General features: G+C 60.7%; 17 protein-coding genes. 5 read left to right on the forward strand and 12 right to left on the reverse strand.

What is annotated here, in order from left to right; all coding sequences use genetic code 11:
• Window positions 1-220 precede the first annotated feature (220 nt).
• The 11 genes from ACTQX9_RS02415 to trxA all read right to left on the reverse strand — a co-directional run bounded on the left by ACTQX9_RS02415 (window position 221) and on the right by trxA (window position 10,340).
• Entirely contained in the window at window positions 221-901 is a 681-nt protein-coding gene (locus tag ACTQX9_RS02415; protein ID WP_441540384.1) for a zinc ribbon domain-containing protein, read from the reverse strand.
• A gap of 64 nt (window positions 902-965) precedes the next feature.
• Complete coding sequence (locus ACTQX9_RS02420; protein WP_441540385.1) at window positions 966-1,109, reverse strand: hypothetical protein; 144 nt, start codon at window positions 1,107-1,109, stop codon at window positions 966-968.
• 369 nt (window positions 1,110-1,478) lie between these two features.
• Entirely contained in the window at window positions 1,479-2,303 is an 825-nt protein-coding gene (locus ACTQX9_RS02425) for a tetratricopeptide repeat protein (RefSeq protein WP_427719276.1), read from the reverse strand.
• Window positions 2,304-2,843: 540 nt separating this feature from the next.
• Window positions 2,844-3,512, reverse strand: a complete 669-nt coding sequence (locus ACTQX9_RS02430; protein ID WP_441540386.1) for an HAD family hydrolase — start codon at window positions 3,510-3,512, stop codon at window positions 2,844-2,846.
• Window positions 3,513-3,636: 124 nt separating this feature from the next.
• Window positions 3,637-4,671 (reverse strand): hydrogenase expression/formation protein HypE, encoded by a 1,035-nt coding sequence (gene hypE, locus ACTQX9_RS02435; protein ID WP_441540387.1) that lies wholly within the window; start codon window positions 4,669-4,671, stop codon window positions 3,637-3,639.
• 81 nt (window positions 4,672-4,752) lie between these two features.
• On the reverse strand, window positions 4,753-5,868 hold the full coding sequence (gene hypD / locus ACTQX9_RS02440; RefSeq protein ID WP_441540388.1) for a hydrogenase formation protein HypD: 1,116 nt from the start codon (window positions 5,866-5,868) through the stop codon (window positions 4,753-4,755).
• The gene (locus ACTQX9_RS02445; protein ID WP_441540389.1) at window positions 5,868-6,128 is read right to left on the reverse strand and encodes a HypC/HybG/HupF family hydrogenase formation chaperone; all 261 of its coding nucleotides are present in this window, start codon (window positions 6,126-6,128) and stop codon (window positions 5,868-5,870) included. The genes hypD and ACTQX9_RS02445 overlap by 1 nt, the downstream gene beginning before the upstream one ends.
• A gap of 134 nt (window positions 6,129-6,262) precedes the next feature.
• Window positions 6,263-8,926, reverse strand: a complete 2,664-nt coding sequence (hypF, locus tag ACTQX9_RS02450) for a carbamoyltransferase HypF (protein WP_441540390.1) — start codon at window positions 8,924-8,926, stop codon at window positions 6,263-6,265.
• Window positions 8,927-9,043: 117 nt separating this feature from the next.
• On the reverse strand, window positions 9,044-9,550 hold the full coding sequence (gene nikR / locus ACTQX9_RS02455) for a nickel-responsive transcriptional regulator NikR (RefSeq protein ID WP_441540391.1): 507 nt from the start codon (window positions 9,548-9,550) through the stop codon (window positions 9,044-9,046).
• 1 nt (window position 9,551) lies between these two features.
• Complete coding sequence (locus ACTQX9_RS02460) at window positions 9,552-9,800, reverse strand: hypothetical protein (protein ID WP_118098164.1); 249 nt, start codon at window positions 9,798-9,800, stop codon at window positions 9,552-9,554.
• 219 nt (window positions 9,801-10,019) lie between these two features.
• The gene (gene trxA, locus ACTQX9_RS02465; RefSeq protein ID WP_441540392.1) at window positions 10,020-10,340 is read right to left on the reverse strand and encodes a thioredoxin; all 321 of its coding nucleotides are present in this window, start codon (window positions 10,338-10,340) and stop codon (window positions 10,020-10,022) included.
• A 136-nt stretch (window positions 10,341-10,476) separates the two neighbouring features.
• Between trxA and ACTQX9_RS02470 the strand changes: the two genes are divergently transcribed.
• A complete protein-coding gene (locus ACTQX9_RS02470; RefSeq protein WP_441041769.1) occupies window positions 10,477-11,052 on the forward strand; it encodes a hypothetical protein in 576 nt (191 codons plus the stop codon).
• 60 nt (window positions 11,053-11,112) lie between these two features.
• Here ACTQX9_RS02470 and ACTQX9_RS02475 read toward each other — a convergent pair whose 3' ends face one another.
• The gene (locus ACTQX9_RS02475; RefSeq protein ID WP_441540393.1) at window positions 11,113-11,253 is read right to left on the reverse strand and encodes a hypothetical protein; all 141 of its coding nucleotides are present in this window, start codon (window positions 11,251-11,253) and stop codon (window positions 11,113-11,115) included.
• Window positions 11,254-11,447: 194 nt separating this feature from the next.
• Here ACTQX9_RS02475 and nadA point away from each other — a divergent pair, with 194 nt between their 5' ends.
• From nadA to ACTQX9_RS02495, 4 genes are read left to right on the forward strand one after another with little or no spacing between them, the layout of a single operon-like run.
• On the forward strand, window positions 11,448-12,473 hold the full coding sequence (nadA, locus tag ACTQX9_RS02480; protein ID WP_154518146.1) for a quinolinate synthase NadA: 1,026 nt from the start codon (window positions 11,448-11,450) through the stop codon (window positions 12,471-12,473).
• A 56-nt stretch (window positions 12,474-12,529) separates the two neighbouring features.
• Window positions 12,530-13,906 (forward strand): L-aspartate oxidase, encoded by a 1,377-nt coding sequence (locus ACTQX9_RS02485; protein ID WP_441540394.1) that lies wholly within the window; start codon window positions 12,530-12,532, stop codon window positions 13,904-13,906.
• A 3-nt stretch (window positions 13,907-13,909) separates the two neighbouring features.
• On the forward strand, window positions 13,910-14,770 hold the full coding sequence (gene nadC, locus ACTQX9_RS02490; RefSeq protein ID WP_427719300.1) for a carboxylating nicotinate-nucleotide diphosphorylase: 861 nt from the start codon (window positions 13,910-13,912) through the stop codon (window positions 14,768-14,770).
• Entirely contained in the window at window positions 14,770-15,315 is a 546-nt protein-coding gene (locus ACTQX9_RS02495; protein ID WP_441537703.1) for a transcription repressor NadR, read from the forward strand. The genes nadC and ACTQX9_RS02495 overlap by 1 nt, the downstream gene beginning before the upstream one ends.
• The last annotated feature ends 63 nt before the right edge of the window (window positions 15,316-15,378 follow it).

A 15,378-nucleotide genomic window follows, 5' to 3' on the forward strand; every position in this document is an offset into this window, starting at 1 on the left:
GTGACCAGATTGCTTAACGGGTCCGCTTACGCCTGCGGTGGGCTCAGGATTAATCGATGTCGATGGGGCTTGTGAATTGTGCTCGCATGTCGAAACAGTTTTGTTGTTGCAATCGGAGCTAGTTGTTTGATGGGAATTGTTAACGGGAGCTCCGCAGTTTTCGCAATACGCAAGATTCTTAGTAAGTTATGGCCGCAGCTTGGACAAAACATGGCTTCTGCTACGCCTGCTTCTTGGCGAATAGGCGTTCGGCAGAGAGGACCGAGGTCAACACACCAAGGGAACAAATGATTGCTCCGCATGCGCGTATTATTAGGTTCAGACCTTGCTCTATGCCCAGCGCAATGCTATTGAGCTCTGAAAGAATATCTGCTGTTACACCGTACTGCTCAGTATAGAAATCTGCACCAAAAGTAATCGAACTGACGCTTTGGGCTGAAATGGAGACATGAGCCCCTCCGATTATGCTCATGCCGACAAAAAGGAAAACAATACCAAGAACGATTCCCGCACGACAGGCAATCTCATGCTTATTTATCTTTTGGGTAATATCGCTCAAAGCACTGCCTTCGACCTTGTCCATGAGTGTTTTAGGGGCAATCGGCTTTTGATTGTCTGAATTATTATTGGTCTGGCATGTCGCCGTATCATTGGTGTCGGTTGGTCTGGTTGATTGCTCGGTCTTCATGGCGCCTTCGGGAATCTTTTGAGCTTCCTCTTCGACAACCGCTTCAGTTTTAACGCTCGCGGCTGGATTATCAAGATGATTGGCCGTCTGTTCGCCAGGATTGTTCACTGCGCAACCGTTGACGTTTGGAGCTGGCGCTTCTTTTCCGCAGTCCAAGCAGAATCGCTGCGAATCCTTTAGTTCCGCACCACAATTGGGGCAAGTTTTAGTCATGCTGCTTCCTTTCATGGGCATGGTTGTTGTTCAATTTGGGCAGGTGGCCCTAGGCCGCTTTCGCTTAGTTTTTGCTGTCTTTAGCGAGTGCGGCGTCAAGCTCGCTCTCGGTGGTGGGGTCCCATAGAGTGACTTCGTCATCAGGAGAGGTGATTTCAAGGACATCGTCCTGGATCTTTACGGTGGACTCAGTTGAATTTGCGGTCAACTTCGCCTCGTCACGGCCGGTTGCCTCCCAAGAGAATTCAGCTTCTTGACTCGGTTCCCCCGATTGAAATACGTGCATGATGCCGGTGCCGTCTGATTTGAATTCAGAGACAATTCGCATTTTGAAGGCGTGCGCAACATCAGCAGAAATTCCGTCTGCTTCAGACAGTTCGTAATACCCGACAAGAACCTTTGCGGTTGCTGTCTTTTCGTCAAATAGGGCGCAACCTGAAGTGAAGACAGCGGATGCGGAAAGAGCGGTGCATGCGATCGCCTTAACGAACGGTCATCGTTCGATAAAGGGGCTCTCTGGGTTGGACATGATTGAATTCTCCTTTTATGAGGGTGTTGGGTTTTTTGACGCGATTTGCTATTGAGACTTTCCGTTGATGGACTCGTAGAGAACTGTGTCATTGGATTCGAGTAGGACGGTGCAGGTGATGCCGTCGAGGCCATGGTCTCGACCGATTGCCTGAAAATCACGGCTAAGTCCATCCATTCCGTCTGTGATCGAACGAATTGCTTCCTTAACGTTTTGATCATTGCTGTCCCACGCTTCGGACAGTTTTCCTGTTGGGTCTGAGACGGTGAATGTATATGAGAGATCATCTAAATTGTCATCGTAATAACCCTCAACGTCGGGGAGTTCTTCCCAGAGAGTTTCCATGACGCTGTATGCCGCATCGTAGGCGTCATCGACGAAGTTGCCCCATTCATCTTCAGTCTTCTGCTGGAGTGCTAGCCGCTCGGCTTCTGCTAGACGAGTTTTCGAATCTTTATAGGACTTGGCTTTCTGATAATAGCCGGTAGCTTCTTCATATTCCTTGTCTTCGAATAGCTCGTTGGCACGCAGATAGCAGGCCTTTTCGTAGCATGCTTTGCTTTCTTGAGTCTTATCGGTCATTTTTTCAATCGTGTCAATTGCGTCTTGGTAGTCGCCATTTTCCAAGAACGCCATTCCTCGACATAGTGTCGCCTGGCTTGGAGCGTCTTTGTAATGGGTTTCGCTAAACAATTGCTCTGCAAGTGCGTAATTGCCTTCATCGAAAGCAGCTTGAGCTTGAGAGTATTTGACTCGGGGGATAATGACAGCGAAAACGATTGCTAACACTGCAATGGCGCTGACCGCCGCGATGACGATGGCCTTAACGGGCGCTTTTTTATGCGAGTTCTCGGGCGTGATCTCTGGTTCCATCGTTTCGTCCTTTCGATTTGATAAAGGTTGGACGAAACCTAGGGTAGCAGCGAGGTCGTTCAATTTGTTGAGCAACAAATTGAACGGTTCTTTAGATGGTTTAAGCGGCTAAACCAAGCTAAGCGATGTGATTTGAGACGACATAGCAAGGTTGTCTAGCTAAGCATAATAAGATTTTAATTACCTAAGGGTGCTTTTCGTTCAAGTTGCCATTTCGTTAGAATCAAAGAAAAGTGGCTGCGAATCGGACGAGATAGACGACATTCCCGTTACCCGTCCAGGATCAGCACATGCGGGCCTAACCCTTCCTGCTCCAAAGAGGACCGAGTGACCAGAAGGTCTGCCCTTTCCTCTTTTACAGGCCAGTTCGACCTTTTACATCGAGTGCTTGGGAAAATGCGACCCGGTTTTTGGCCGAATAGTGGGTCGCGGTTTCCGGATTGGGTGGGTTGCGGAAAGTGCGACCCGGAATATTGCTCCAAAACGGGATGCCGTTTCCGCGTGGAAGAATTGTCGCAGCTACGTTAAGCGGCGGCTCCGCTACTCGCCCAGCACCAGCGCCGCGAGCTCTGCCTGGCTGTCCACCACGTAGTCGGCGCCGGCGGCTTCCAGCTCTGCGCGGCCGCGGAAGCCCCAGCTGACGCCTGCGCTCTTAAGACCGGCGTTGTGGCCGGTCAGGATATCGACATTGGAATCGCCTACGTAGAGCGTGGTCGCCGGGTCGGCGCCCAACTCTTCCATCACATGCAGCGTGACGGGTGCCTCGGGCTTAGGCGGAAACGCATCGACACGGCCCTGTACCAGCGCAAAGCGCTCGGAACCAAAATACTTCTCGATAAGCGGGGCCGCCGAGACGTGGTCCTTGTTAGTGAGCACGGCAAGCTGCACACCCGCGGCACGCAAGCGGTCGAGCATCTCGATCGTGCCGGTATAGGGGGCGGTGTGGTCCTCCTTGTGCTCGCCGTAATAAGCCCTAAACTCGGCAAGCGTCTGCTCAAACATACGGCCGTCGCCCGCGTACTCGGCGGGCATAAAGCGCTCAACCAGCTTGAGCATGCCGTTTCCCACCTTGTAGCGATACTCGTCAACGGCAAATGTGGGCCAGCCGTGCGCCTCGCAGGTATGGTTGCCGGCGGCTGCCAGGTCCTCGAGCGTGTTGAGGATGGTGCCGTCCAGATCGAAGATCACATGGGAAAAAGCTGCTGCCATGAAAGCTCCCGTCGTTGGGTTTCAAAACGCACCCCATAATACTGGGCTTACGCGTTGGGTGTGCTTGGAATCTGAACATCTCCAGGGATATCAGGTGACATAGCGCCGACCGTGCGATTCCGCCCTAGCAAATTCTCGGCAGCTGCTCTCCCACGAGCATGTCGAGGATGCGGGTCGAGCCCCAGCCGGTGCGCACGCGCACGGCGGGACGGGAGCCCTCGGCAAGTGGCAGCACGCGACCGATGATGGCGGCATTCTCGCCGTAGCGGGCGACGCGCATGGCGGCTAGAGCCGCATCGCCTTGCTCGGCCGGCACCACGGCGACCATCTTGCCCTCGTTTGCCACCTGCAGCACATCGTAGCCGAGCATCTCGCACGCCGCCTGCACGTCGGGACGCACGGGCACGGCATCCTCGTCGATCTCCATGGCAACACCGCTGGCCTGGGCAAACTCGTTGAGTGTGGACGCCAGGCCACCGCGCGTGGGGTCGCGGAAGCAGCGAGTGTCGGGGGCGGCGGCGAGCACGTCGGCAATCAGGTGGTTGAGCGGCGCGGCATCGCTTTCGATCGTGCTCGAAAACGCCAGGCCCTCGCGCTGGCTCATGATGGCGATGCCGTGGTCGCCGAGTGTGCCCGACACCAGGATGACATCGCCAGGCTGGCAGTTGGCGCCGCTGAGCGCCACACCCGCGGGCACTTCGCCCACGCCGGCGGTATTGATGTAGACGCCGTCGGCCCCGCCGCGCTCGACCACCTTGGTGTCGCCCGTGATTATGGACACGCCCGCCTCGCGCGCCGTCTCGGCCATCGTCTGCACAATCTGGCGGAGCTTATCCATGGGATAGCCCTCTTCGAGGATAAAGCCGCACGATAGGTAGCGCACGTTGGCGCCCGAGGTCGCGACATCGTTGACGGTTCCGCACACGGCGAGACGGCCGATGTTGCCACCGGGGAAAAACTGCGGCGAGACTACAAAGCTGTCGGTCGACATGGCGATGCGCCCGCTCGCGGGCAGCGCGGCGACGCCGGCGTCGTTGCCTTCGAGCAACTCGGGCGTCCCAAAGGCATCCAAAAAGACCTCATCGATGATGCGTTTCATCATCTGACCGCCGGAGCCATGGCCCAAAAGGACGGTGCTTTCGGTGATGCTATGGGACATATCCAAAACTCCAATCGTGGGTGGAATTATATGGGTGAGGCGCAGCGTCGACCAGTCCGCCGCTCGTTAGAACGGCGGAACCTAATAGTCGCGGTAGCGGTAGTACGCCGCGCAGCTGCCTTCGGAGCTCACCATGCACGGGCCGACGGGGTGCTCGGGCGTGCAGGTGCGGCCAAAGAGCGGGCAGCCGCTCGGCGTAATGGCCCCGCGCAGCACGTCGCCGCAGCGGCACCCACGCGGCTCGACCGTCGCCTCAACGGGCACGTCAAAGCGGGTACGGGCATCAAAGCGCGAGAACTCAGGGCGGATGGAAAGGCCCGAGTTGGCAATCGGCCCCAGCCCGCGCCATGTGGTGTCGCATGGCTCAAACACCTGCTCGACCAGCTGTCGCGCCACGGGGTTGCCGCCTGCGTTGACGCCGCGACGGTAGGCGTTGTCGATCGCGGGCCTGTCCTCGGCAACCATCTGGACCAGCATGCAGATGCCTTGCAGGATATCGACCGGTTCAAATCCCGTGACCACGCCCGGGGTATCGAACTCGTCGACCAAAAAGCTAAAGGGCGCCAAACCCGTGATGGTGGCGACGTGGCCCGGCAGGATAAAGCCGTCGATGGCGGTCTCGGGATCGTTGGCGATGGCGCGCAACGCCGGCGGCGTGGTCTTGTGGGCGCAATAGACCGAAAAGTTCAAAAGCCCGCGCGCCTCGGCCTCCAAGATGGCAGCGGCGATGGTGGGCGTCGTAGTCTCAAAGCCCACGCCCATAAAAATGACCGGACGACCGGGATTTTGCTCGGCAATGTCGAGTGCGTCGAGCGGAGAGTAGACGATGCGGATATCGCGCCCTGCCGCCTTTTGCGCTGCGAGCGAGGTGGACGATCCGGGCACGCGCATCATGTCGCCAAAGGTGGTGATGATGGCGCCGTCTATGTTGGCGAGCGCGATCGCGTGGTCGATGTCACGGTTGGCGGTAACGCAGACGGGGCAGCCCGGGCCGCTCAGTAGCTTGAGCCCGGCCGGCATAATGGAGCGAAAGCCATAGCGGCCGATGCTCACGGTGTGCGTGCCGCAGACTTCCATAAGGTTGATGGTACGGTCGCCGACAAGACCGCGAATGCGTTCGATGAGCTCGCGAGCCAGCTTGGGGTCGCGAAATGCCGAAAAGTCGATACCGGAGCGCACCGGCTGTCCGGCCGCCACTAGTATGCCTCGGCCGGGTTGCTGGCCAGTCGGCCTTCTTCGGCCAGTTCGGTCATGGCGTTAACGAGCTCGAGCGTTTCTTGCGCTTCCTGCTCGTCGACGATTTGGATGCCAAAGCCGGCGTGCACGAGAATATAGTCGCCAACCTGCGCCGTCGGCACGAGTCGCAGCGACACCGGACGCTCGACGCCCATCATATCGACGGTGGCCTTGAGGCCGTCGTCGCGTTTGACTACTTTACCGGGGACGGCAAGGCACATATTGTTCCCCTTTTATACGTTTTGCGCTGGATAGGCGCTCAATAATCCATCAGTTGATGGTAGCGCTCGCGGGGTTCGCGGGCAAACGCGTTACGCCTGTGAGACGGCTGGGCACAGCGGCGTGCGAGAGCGAGCTACTGCGATGCGATTTGCGCAAGACGAGCGCTTGCGACCGCCGCCTGACCGTAGGCGATGCAGCCGTCATTGACGGGCACGGTATGCGGGATAAGGACAGTAAGACCTGCGCTTTTGAGCTCGCGGGTGAGGAGCTGGAGCAGAAGTCGGTTCATGAACACACCGCCCGAGAGCGCAACGGTATCGAGGCCTTCACGGGTGCAGATCTCGCTGGCGATGCGTGCCGAAGAGCGCGCGACGGCGACATGGAAGTCGAGTGCGAGCCTGTCGGCGGGCACACTGGCTCTGGTTCCCTCCAAAAGCGCCGCAAAAAGTGAGCTGGGACTCAGGACGAGAGACCTGCTCGAGGTTGCTTGGACAGTTAGTTCAGATTTGTACTTTTTAGAGTGGTAATGGGTGGTATAGCTCGTCTGCGAGGGCCCCGAATGGGTTGATTTGGGGTATCCGGCGGGCGAATTAACCGCAAATGAGGTGCCTGGAGAGCCCTCTTCGGGGTAATCTGAGCCAAAACCGTTGGTTAGAGGGTCTGTTTTTAATACAAATCTGAACAAACTGTCCAGTCGCAATGGGTCAGATGCGGAACAGCCGTCTTTATCGCCGGGAACATGGGTAATTTTGCTGCCGAGCGCGCGCCAGGCGGCGGCTTCGAGTTCGATGGCGGGCTCGCCTTCGTAGGTTGCCTGCCCGCAAATGCCCAAAACTGCAGCGGCGGCGTCAAAGAGACGCCCCATACTGCTCGTGCGTGGGCTGTTGATGTTCCGCTCGATCATCGTTGCCGTCACGCTGCGTGTTTGCTCGTCTAGGCCGTCCAAGAGCCGCTCGGCCCCCGGATGTTCAAGCAGGCCGAGCTCACTGAGCAGGGCAAAGGCGTTGCGGCGGGCGTCGCGCACGGAGGCCGCCCCGCCGGGGAGCGTCCAGGTGCGCAAATGCGCGGCGCGCTCAAAGCCGCCAAGGCTGGCAACAAGAAACTCGCCGCCCCAAATGGTCCCATCGGTGCCGGCGCCGGTGCCGTCAAAGGCGATGCCAAGGACGCGCGCGTCGGTTGTAAGCTGGCCCGCGGCGATAGCCTCGGCCATTACGCTCGCGATGTGCGCATGATGGTGCTGCACCTCGACGAGCGGCAGATTGCATTTTCGCGCCTGCTCGCGCGCCCACTGGCTCGATAGATAGTTGGGGTGTAGATCGCAGGCCAAGGCGGCGGGCGCCAAGTCAAAGAGATCTTCCAAGCGTGCGCGCGCGGCGTTCCAGGCATCGAAGGTCCCGCCGTTTTCAACATCGCCGATATGCTGCGACACAAAACAGGTTGCCTCGCCGTTCGTCCCTTCACGCGTGAGCGCAATCGTGGCCTTTTGTTGTGGCCCGCAGGCGAGCACGCAGGACGGAGCGCCGTCGAGCGCCGGCAACGGCAGCGGCTGGGGTGCATATCCGCGAGCGCGGCGAACGGGCATGGCGACCCCACCGACCACGCGCACCACGGAATCATCGTAGCGCGAGAGAATCGCACGGTCGTTGCCAAGTAGCGCGTCAGCGATGCCGGCGGCAACAAGGTGCTCCCATGCAAGGGTATCATCGGTCTCGATAGGCTCCTCGCTCAGGTTTCCGCTGGTCATGACGAGTGCGTGCATACCGCGGGCTTCTGCCGCGGCAAGCAACAGATGCTGAAGCGGGGTGTAGGGGAGCATAACGCCGAGCTCGGGTAGATCGTGCGCGACGGATGGCGCGAGCGCGAGGGCGTTGGGGGAGCCGCCGCTCTCGCAAACGGCACGTCGGCGCAGCAGCACGATGGGGCGAATGCTGCCGGCCAGCAGGCCGCGCTCAACGTCGTTGACATGGCACAGGCGTTCAGTATCGGCAAGGCCGCGCACCATAACGGCAAGCGGCTTGTTGCTGCGGCGCTTGCGACGGCGCAGCTCGGCTACCGTCTTCTCGTTGGAGGCGTCGCATGCCAAGTGAAATCCGCCCAGACCCTTGATGGCGATGATACCGCCGTTGGCCAGCAGCTCAACACAGCGGTCGATAATGGCGTCGCTGGTCTTGCGCGTGGTGCCGACGGTCAGCGACACGGCGGCTTCGTCGGCCTCGCGCCACGTAATGTGCGGCCCGCAATCAAAGCAGGCATCGGGCTGCGCGTGAAAGCGCCGATCGAGCGGGTCGGCATACTCTGCGGCACAGGTGGGGCACATGGGAAAGCAATCCATCGAGGTGGCCGCTCGGTCATAGGGCAGCGACCGGATGATGGTAAAGCGCGGTCCGCAGTTGGTGCAGTTGATAAAGGGATAGTGAAAGCGTCGGTCGGCGGGGTCGAACAGCTCGTGCAGGCAGTCGTCGCACGTGGCGATGTCGGGCGAGACGAGCGTCGTGTGGGCGGTTTGATCCTGCGATGCCACAATGCGAAAGCCCCGCTCGTTGGCGGCGTCCCAGTCGCCGGGCGCTAGGTCCATAACCTCGACATGCTCCACACGAGCCGCCGCAGGCGTATGCTCGGAAAGCGCGGCGACAAATTCGTCGAGCGCCTCGCTTAGGGCGTGCGCCTCGATATGCACGCCATCGCCCGCGTTAAGCACCCAGCCGCAAATGCCGTGCGCTATGGCCTCGCGATACACAAACGGTCGCATGCCGACGCCCTGCACAATGCCCGTCACATGGATATGCGCATGTCGCATGCGACCCTCCTTCATCGAGACCTGCCAAAAAGGGACAGGTTTATTTTGGTAGGTAAAACGTTAAACCTGCCAAAACAAACCTGTCCCTTCTTGGCAGGTGCGCCGCGCAAAGACCCGCTACAGCCCCAGGCTCTGCTCGGTGGCGGCGCAGGTGAGCTCGCCGTGTTTAACGCCGCGCAGGCCCAGCAGACGGTCAGCCAGCTCGTAGACACGCTCGCCGCGACCCTTGAGCGCCAGAATCTCCAAGCAGTTGTGGTGGTCCAGATGCACGTGCATGGTCGAGACAATCTCGTCGGTGTAGTCGTGCTGCACCTCGTCCAGACGGCGCGTCAGATCGCCGGTATGGTGGTCATAGATCATGGTGAGCGACCCGATGACCTGCTCGTCGGGCGTTCGCATCTGCTCCTTGGCGATCGAGGCGCGAATCAGGTCGCGCACGGCCTCGGAGCGGTTAGCAACGTCGCCGCGGCGCGCGATCTGCTCGTCAAAGCAGCGTAGCAGGTCGTCGGGAGCGGTGACCGAAAAACGGACCAGCTCGGAGGCGGAGCCGCTGAGGCGGCAGCCCACGTCGCCGGTCGGCCCGTGCGGATGCTCGTGCTCGCAGGCGTGCTCGTGCTCGGCCACGCTACACCAGCTTTACGGAGCCGACGGAGTTATGGTCGGCCTCGATGGCCTCCTCGTAGCCCTCGAGCGCATCGTGCGCCTCGTGGAGCGCCGCCATGGCGGCCTCGAGCTTAGTGCCAATGCGCTCCATGTCAAAGTTCTCGGTCGCATGCAGCAGCTGATGGCTCCACTCGTGAGCGAGCTCAATGGTGTCGTCGACCTGCTTGACGCTCATGGCAAGCTGGCTCATGTTCATTCCGACGTCATGCATGGGAATCTCCTTTTGTACGGGTCTAATCAGTGGTTCAGATTCTACTACGCCCGCTTTGCGCATCGCCGCATAAGAAAACGGGTGCGAGTCCGTCTGACCCGCACCCGTTCACTGGGGGCTGTTTGTGATTACCATACTATCCGTGGTCGCGGGCGCAACACCCGGCTCTCCGGCGAGCGGCACAAAACCACTCATGGACGGCAGCGCGTGACCGGCGTATTACAGGTGCTTCTCCAGCAGCGCCTGCAGCCTGGCCTTGGGCAGCGCACCGACGGAGCGGTCGATTTCCTCGCCGTTCTTAAAGACAACCAGCGTGGGGATGCTCATGACGCCAAACTTCATGGCCAGGTCCTGATTGTCGTCGACGTTGCATTTGGCGACGGTAATCTTGCCGGCCAGCTCGTCGGCCACTTCGTCAACAATGGGCGAGAGCGAACGGCAGGGACCGCACCACGGTGCCCAAAAATCAACCAGCACGGGAAGGCTGCCGTCAACGATGGAATCGATATTCTCGGGGGTAATCTGCTTAATGTCAGCCATAGTGACCTCCATAGTGCGACGCGGCTCGGCCGCGTAAAACTCAGTACGACCGTGCTTATACCCAACGGCCCGCAATGCAACCACTCGCGGGCGGCTCTTTTATATAATGGTGGGCACGCAAACGATTGGAGAGCGCATGCCCACGTCACAAAGCCAGAAAAAAGAAGCCATCGCCCAGGCGGCCGAGCAGGAGCTCGCATCGCTCGCGGGCCGCGGCGTGCGTATCGCGGGCAACGCGTGCTCGCCGATTGTGCTGGTAAAAGGAGATTTAGACGATGCCGAGCGTGCGGGTGGCGAGCTGGCTGCCGGTCCAGACGGCGCCGCGTTGCGTAAGGCGCTCGGCGCCATCGGTTACGCGCCCGAGGATTTCTGCGTGCTGGCAAGTGTTGCCGGCGCGGGCGACGGAGCGGTTGCGATAGGCGAGGACCTGCCGTGCGAGCTGTTCCGCGAGGCGCTCGAGGCCTTGGACCCCGAGGCGGTCCTGCTGCTGGACGATCGCGCGGCCGATACCATGCGTGAGACCTACGCAGACATGCTCGTGGCGATTGACGACTTTGATACCGCCATGCTCAAGCCCGGCTTGGTCGCCCACGTGCAGGGTCGTCGCGTACTCGCGCTCGACGGCTTTGAGGCCGCGCTGACCGACAAGGCCGCCAAGCAGCGCATGTGGGCCTACATCAAGCAGCTGACCCCGGCCGCCGCACCGCTGTAGCGGACTGGCGCCGGCAAGGCGGTCCTGATGGGTCGAGCGCGGCGCCGACTTGTCGCGCCCTTACATCACTGCGCGAAGCTCAAACCGATTGCCGTGAATGCGAAACTGGCAGTTGCCGTTCATGCGCTCGACGGCGAACTTGATGCTCTTGGTGGCAAAGCCGTGGCCCGCATGCTGGGTCACGGGCATGCCGTCGACCATGCACGGCGGCCGTCCAAAGATGCCTCCTGCGTTATCGAGAGCTCGACTGTCCTCAGCTTGCCAGTTCGAAAATGGACCCGCCCCAAGATTGAATCCTTATTCCAACTTTACACCTGGCTTTACAGCTGTCTTGTCAGCTGTAAAGCCAGGTGTCATACTAAAGCCCCAAGATTCGCCAAAAGAGAGGGGCCTTGATGGCACAGAGCGCGAACATGGATGCATCGGAGCTTGCGCGCGATATCGCGGCCGGCCTGGCATCGGCAACGACGGCAACGGAGCGCGCGGCACTGGTGCCCGCAGAGCTCGTCGAGGCCATTCATCAGCTAAAAACCCAACGTGACGCAGTGATCCTGGCGCACTATTATGTGGCGCCCGAGGTTCAGGCTGTGGCCGATTTCGTCGGCGACAGCTTCTACCTGGCAAAGCTCGCCAAGAGCCTGCCGCAGCAGACTATCGTGCTGTGCGGCGTGGAGTTTATGGGCGAGAGCGCCAAGCTACTCAATCCCACCAAGACCGTGCTGCTGCCCGAGCCGGGCGCGGACTGTCCCATGGCGCACATGGTCAAGCACGAGACGGTCGACGCGGCGCGTGCCGAATATGGCGACGACCTGGCCGTGGTGTGTTACGTCAACTCGACGGTCGAGATCAAGAGCTGGAGTGACGTGTGCGTTACCAGCTCTAACGCCGTCAAGATCGTCTCCGAGCTGCCGCAGCAGCACATCTTGTTCATTCCCGACCAGAACCTGGGCCGCTTTGTGGCCGAGCAGGTGCCCCAAAAGCACGTCATCCTCAACAACGGCTACTGCCCGCGCCATCACATCATCACCGTCGAGCAGATCGTCGACGCACAGGAGGCGCACCCCGATGCGCTCGTGCTGGCGCACCCCGAGTGCAAGGCCGACGTCCTGGCCGAGGCCGACTACATCGGCTCCACTGCCGGCATTATCAAGTATGCCGAGGAGTCGGACGCGAGCGAGTTTATCATCGTGACGGTCCGCGGCGTGCTCTACGAGCTCGAGCGCCGCTGTCAGGGCACCGGCAAAAAGTTCTACTTCCCCGCGGTGCAGCCCACCTGCGTCAACATGGATCTCATCACGCTCGAAAAGCTCGTGCGCTGCCTGGAGACGGGCGAGGGCGAGGTGCAGATCGGCGTGTCGGATGAGGCCGCCGACCAGGCCAAGCTCACGCTCGACCGCATGCTCGAATACGCGGCGCGCTAAGCCAATGTGACATGAGGGACCATCCCTTATGTCACATTACAAGGGAGAGGATTCCTGTGGAAACCAAACAATGCCCCGACATGGAGTGCGACGTCGTCATTGCCGGTTGCGGCGTGGCGGGCCTATACGCGGCCCTCAATCTGCCGACGAGCACGCGCGTGATCATGCTCTCCAAGGGCGCTGTCGACGAGTGCGATTCGATGCTCGCGCAGGGCGGTATCTGCGTGCTTCCCGAAGGCTCTGACTACGACGCCTTCTTTGAGGACACTATGCACGCCGGCCACTACGATAACCGCCGCGAGAGCGTCGACATCATGATCCGCTCGAGCCGCTCGGTCATCAACGACCTGCTGGCCATGGGCGTGGACTTTGAGCGCAAGGCCGACGGCAGCCTCGACTTTACCCGCGAGGGTGCGCACAGTCGCCCGCGCATCGCCTTCCATGCCGACATTACGGGCAAGGAGATCACGACCAAGCTCCTCCAGGCCGTTCGCAAGCTGGATAACGTGCAGATTTTGGAGCACGTGGCCATGACCGACATCCTGACGGGCGAGCGTGATGGCGCCACGGCGTGCATCGGCGTCGTCGCCGTTCCCGTGGACGAGGACAACTCGGTTCGCCCCGCCGACGAGCTGGCAAATGCCGCCGGGGGCGTGCATGCCGGCGAGCCGTTTAAGATCCATGCCCGCCACACGCTGTGGGCGACAGGCGGTATCGGCGGCGTGTACGACCACTCGACCAACTACCCGCAGCTCACCGGCGATGCCTGCTACATTGCCCAGGAGCATGGCATTAAGATGGAGCACCTGGACTACGTGCAGATTCACCCCACGGGACTGTTCTCGCCGCAGCCGGGCCGCACCTTCCTGATCAGCGAGAGCTGCCGCGGCGAGGGCGCGATTTTGCTCAACGCCGCCGGCGAGCGTTTTACCGATGAGCTTCAGCCGCGCGATGTGGTCGCTGCCGCTATTCGCGAGCAGATGAAGCAGGATGGTACCGAGCACGAGTGGCTGAGCTTTGCCCCCGTTGAGCGCGACGTGGTGACCGGACACTTTGCCAACATTCGCGCACGCTGCCTGGAGGACGGCCGCGACATCTTGGACGAGCCCATCCCCGTCACACCCACGCAGCACTACTTTATGGGCGGCGTGTGGGTCGACAAGGATGGCCGCACCTCGATGCCCGAGCTCTACGCCGCCGGCGAGACGGCCTGCAACGGCGTTCACGGCAAGAACCGCCTTGCATCAAACAGCCTGCTCGAGGCGCTGGTCTGGGGTCGTCGCGCCGCGTGGCACATGCGTACCGGCCAGTCGCTCGCCGTGGAGCAGGCGGGCGAGCCCGCGCTCGACGGCCGTCATCGCGCCCTGAGCGCCGACACCCTGGCAATCGATGATTTGGCCCGTGCCGCCGGCACGCAGGCCGTGGAGGAGTAGACCATGAACCCCATTACCATGAAGCTCGTCGTCGATGATCTGATTCTGCAGGCTCTGCGCGAGGACATTACGTTTGAGGACGTGAGCACGGCAAGCGTGTGCCCCACGGCGCGTCCCGCCACGGTGGAGCTCATCGCCAAGGCCGATGGCATCATCGCAGGCCTGGATGTGTTCGCTCGTACCTTTGAGCTGCTGGATTCGCAGAGCTCGGTGCTGTTTGATGTTGCCGATGGCGACGAGGTGCACGCCGGCGACCACGTGGGCCAGGTACGCGGCGATGCGCGCGTGCTGCTTTCGGGCGAGCGCGTGGCGCTCAACTACCTGCAGCGCATGAGCGGTATCGCTACCTATACGCACCAGATGGCTGCGGCGCTCGAGGGCACCAAGACCGTGCTCGTCGACACGCGCAAGACCACGCCGGGTATGCGCGTCTTCGAGAAGGCCGCGGTCGAGATCGGCGGCGGCAGCAACCACCGCTACAACCTGTCGACGGCCGTCATGCTCAAGGACAACCACATCGATGCCGCCGGCGGCGTGACGCGTGCGATCGAGATGGCGCGCGCCCATGCATCGTTTACCGCGACGGTCGAGATCGAGTGCGAGAACCTGGACATGGTGCGCGAGGCCGTGGAGGCCGGCGCCGACATCATCATGCTCGACAACATGACCCACGATGACATGGCTGCCGCGATTGAGCTTATTGCCGGTCGCGCCAAGACCGAGTGTTCGGGCAACGTGGATGCCAGCAATATCCGTGCGCTTGCCGACCTGGGCGTTGACTTTATTAGCTCGGGGGCGTTGACGCACTCTGCGCCGATTCTCGACCTCTCGCTTAAGCACCTGCGTCTGCTGGACGGTAAATAATGGACGCCCGCGAGCGTCGCCGTGCCATCATGGGCGTGCTCGAACGAGCCAAAGACCCCGTCTCCGGCAGTACGCTTGCTCGCGAGGTGGGTGTTAGCCGCCAGGTTGTCGTGCAAGACATCGCCCTGCTGCGCGCCGATGGGCACGATATCGTGGCGACCAATCGCGGCTACGTGCTGCAGGAGGCCCCCAGCAGCCCCGCCGTGCCCACGCGCCTGGTCAAGGTTCGCCATAGCGTGGAGCAGGCAGGCGATGAGCTCACGAGTATCGTCGACGCCGGAGGCGCCGTGCTCAACGTAATCGTCAACCACCGCGTGTACGGTAAGATCACGGCCGACCTGGACATCCGCAATCGTCGCGATGTTGAGCGCTACCTGCACGATATCGAGAGCGGCAAGAGCTTTCCACTACTAACGGTGACGAGCGGCTATCACTTCCATCGCATCGCGGCAGAGGATGAGCAAACCCTCGACGAGATCGAGGCTATGCTCAAGGAGAGGGGCTATCTGGCAGACCTGATGCCCTACGAAGACGATCTATCGTAGCCGACGCTGCAAACGCCCCTAAGCGGCAATCTGACGTTCAATCGTCGGTCGCGTACAAAAGTA

This window comes from Collinsella sp. LCP19S3_F2 (assembly GCF_052121015.1).
In the GTDB taxonomy this organism is placed as follows: domain Bacteria; phylum Actinomycetota; class Coriobacteriia; order Coriobacteriales; family Coriobacteriaceae; genus Collinsella.

Bases quoted from the DNA above. Each gene is read 5' to 3' on its own strand.
- ACTQX9_RS02430 (WP_441540386.1), bottom strand. From the start codon at position 3,512: ATGGCAGCAGCTTTTTCCCATGTGATCTTCGATCTGGACGGCACCATC.
- nadC (WP_427719300.1), top strand. From the start codon at position 13,910: ATGAACCCCATTACCATGAAGCTCGTCGTCGATGATCTGATTCTGCAG.
- hypF (WP_441540390.1), bottom strand. From the start codon at position 8,926: ATGCGACATGCGCATATCCATGTGACGGGCATTGTGCAGGGCGTCGGC.
- ACTQX9_RS02460 (WP_118098164.1), bottom strand. From the start codon at position 9,800: ATGCATGACGTCGGAATGAACATGAGCCAGCTTGCCATGAGCGTCAAG.
- ACTQX9_RS02475 (WP_441540393.1), bottom strand. From the start codon at position 11,253: ATGGTCGACGGCATGCCCGTGACCCAGCATGCGGGCCACGGCTTTGCC.
- ACTQX9_RS02415 (WP_441540384.1), bottom strand. From the start codon at position 901: ATGACTAAAACTTGCCCCAATTGTGGTGCGGAACTAAAGGATTCGCAG.
- trxA (WP_441540392.1), bottom strand. From the start codon at position 10,340: ATGGCTGACATTAAGCAGATTACCCCCGAGAATATCGATTCCATCGTT.
- hypE (WP_441540387.1), bottom strand. From the start codon at position 4,671: ATGTCCCATAGCATCACCGAAAGCACCGTCCTTTTGGGCCATGGCTCC.
- ACTQX9_RS02445 (WP_441540389.1), bottom strand. From the start codon at position 6,128: ATGTGCCTTGCCGTCCCCGGTAAAGTAGTCAAACGCGACGACGGCCTC.
- ACTQX9_RS02425 (WP_427719276.1), bottom strand. From the start codon at position 2,303: ATGGAACCAGAGATCACGCCCGAGAACTCGCATAAAAAAGCGCCCGTT.
- ACTQX9_RS02470 (WP_441041769.1), top strand. From the start codon at position 10,477: ATGCCCACGTCACAAAGCCAGAAAAAAGAAGCCATCGCCCAGGCGGCC.
- nadA (WP_154518146.1), top strand. From the start codon at position 11,448: ATGGCACAGAGCGCGAACATGGATGCATCGGAGCTTGCGCGCGATATC.
- ACTQX9_RS02495 (WP_441537703.1), top strand. From the start codon at position 14,770: ATGGACGCCCGCGAGCGTCGCCGTGCCATCATGGGCGTGCTCGAACGA.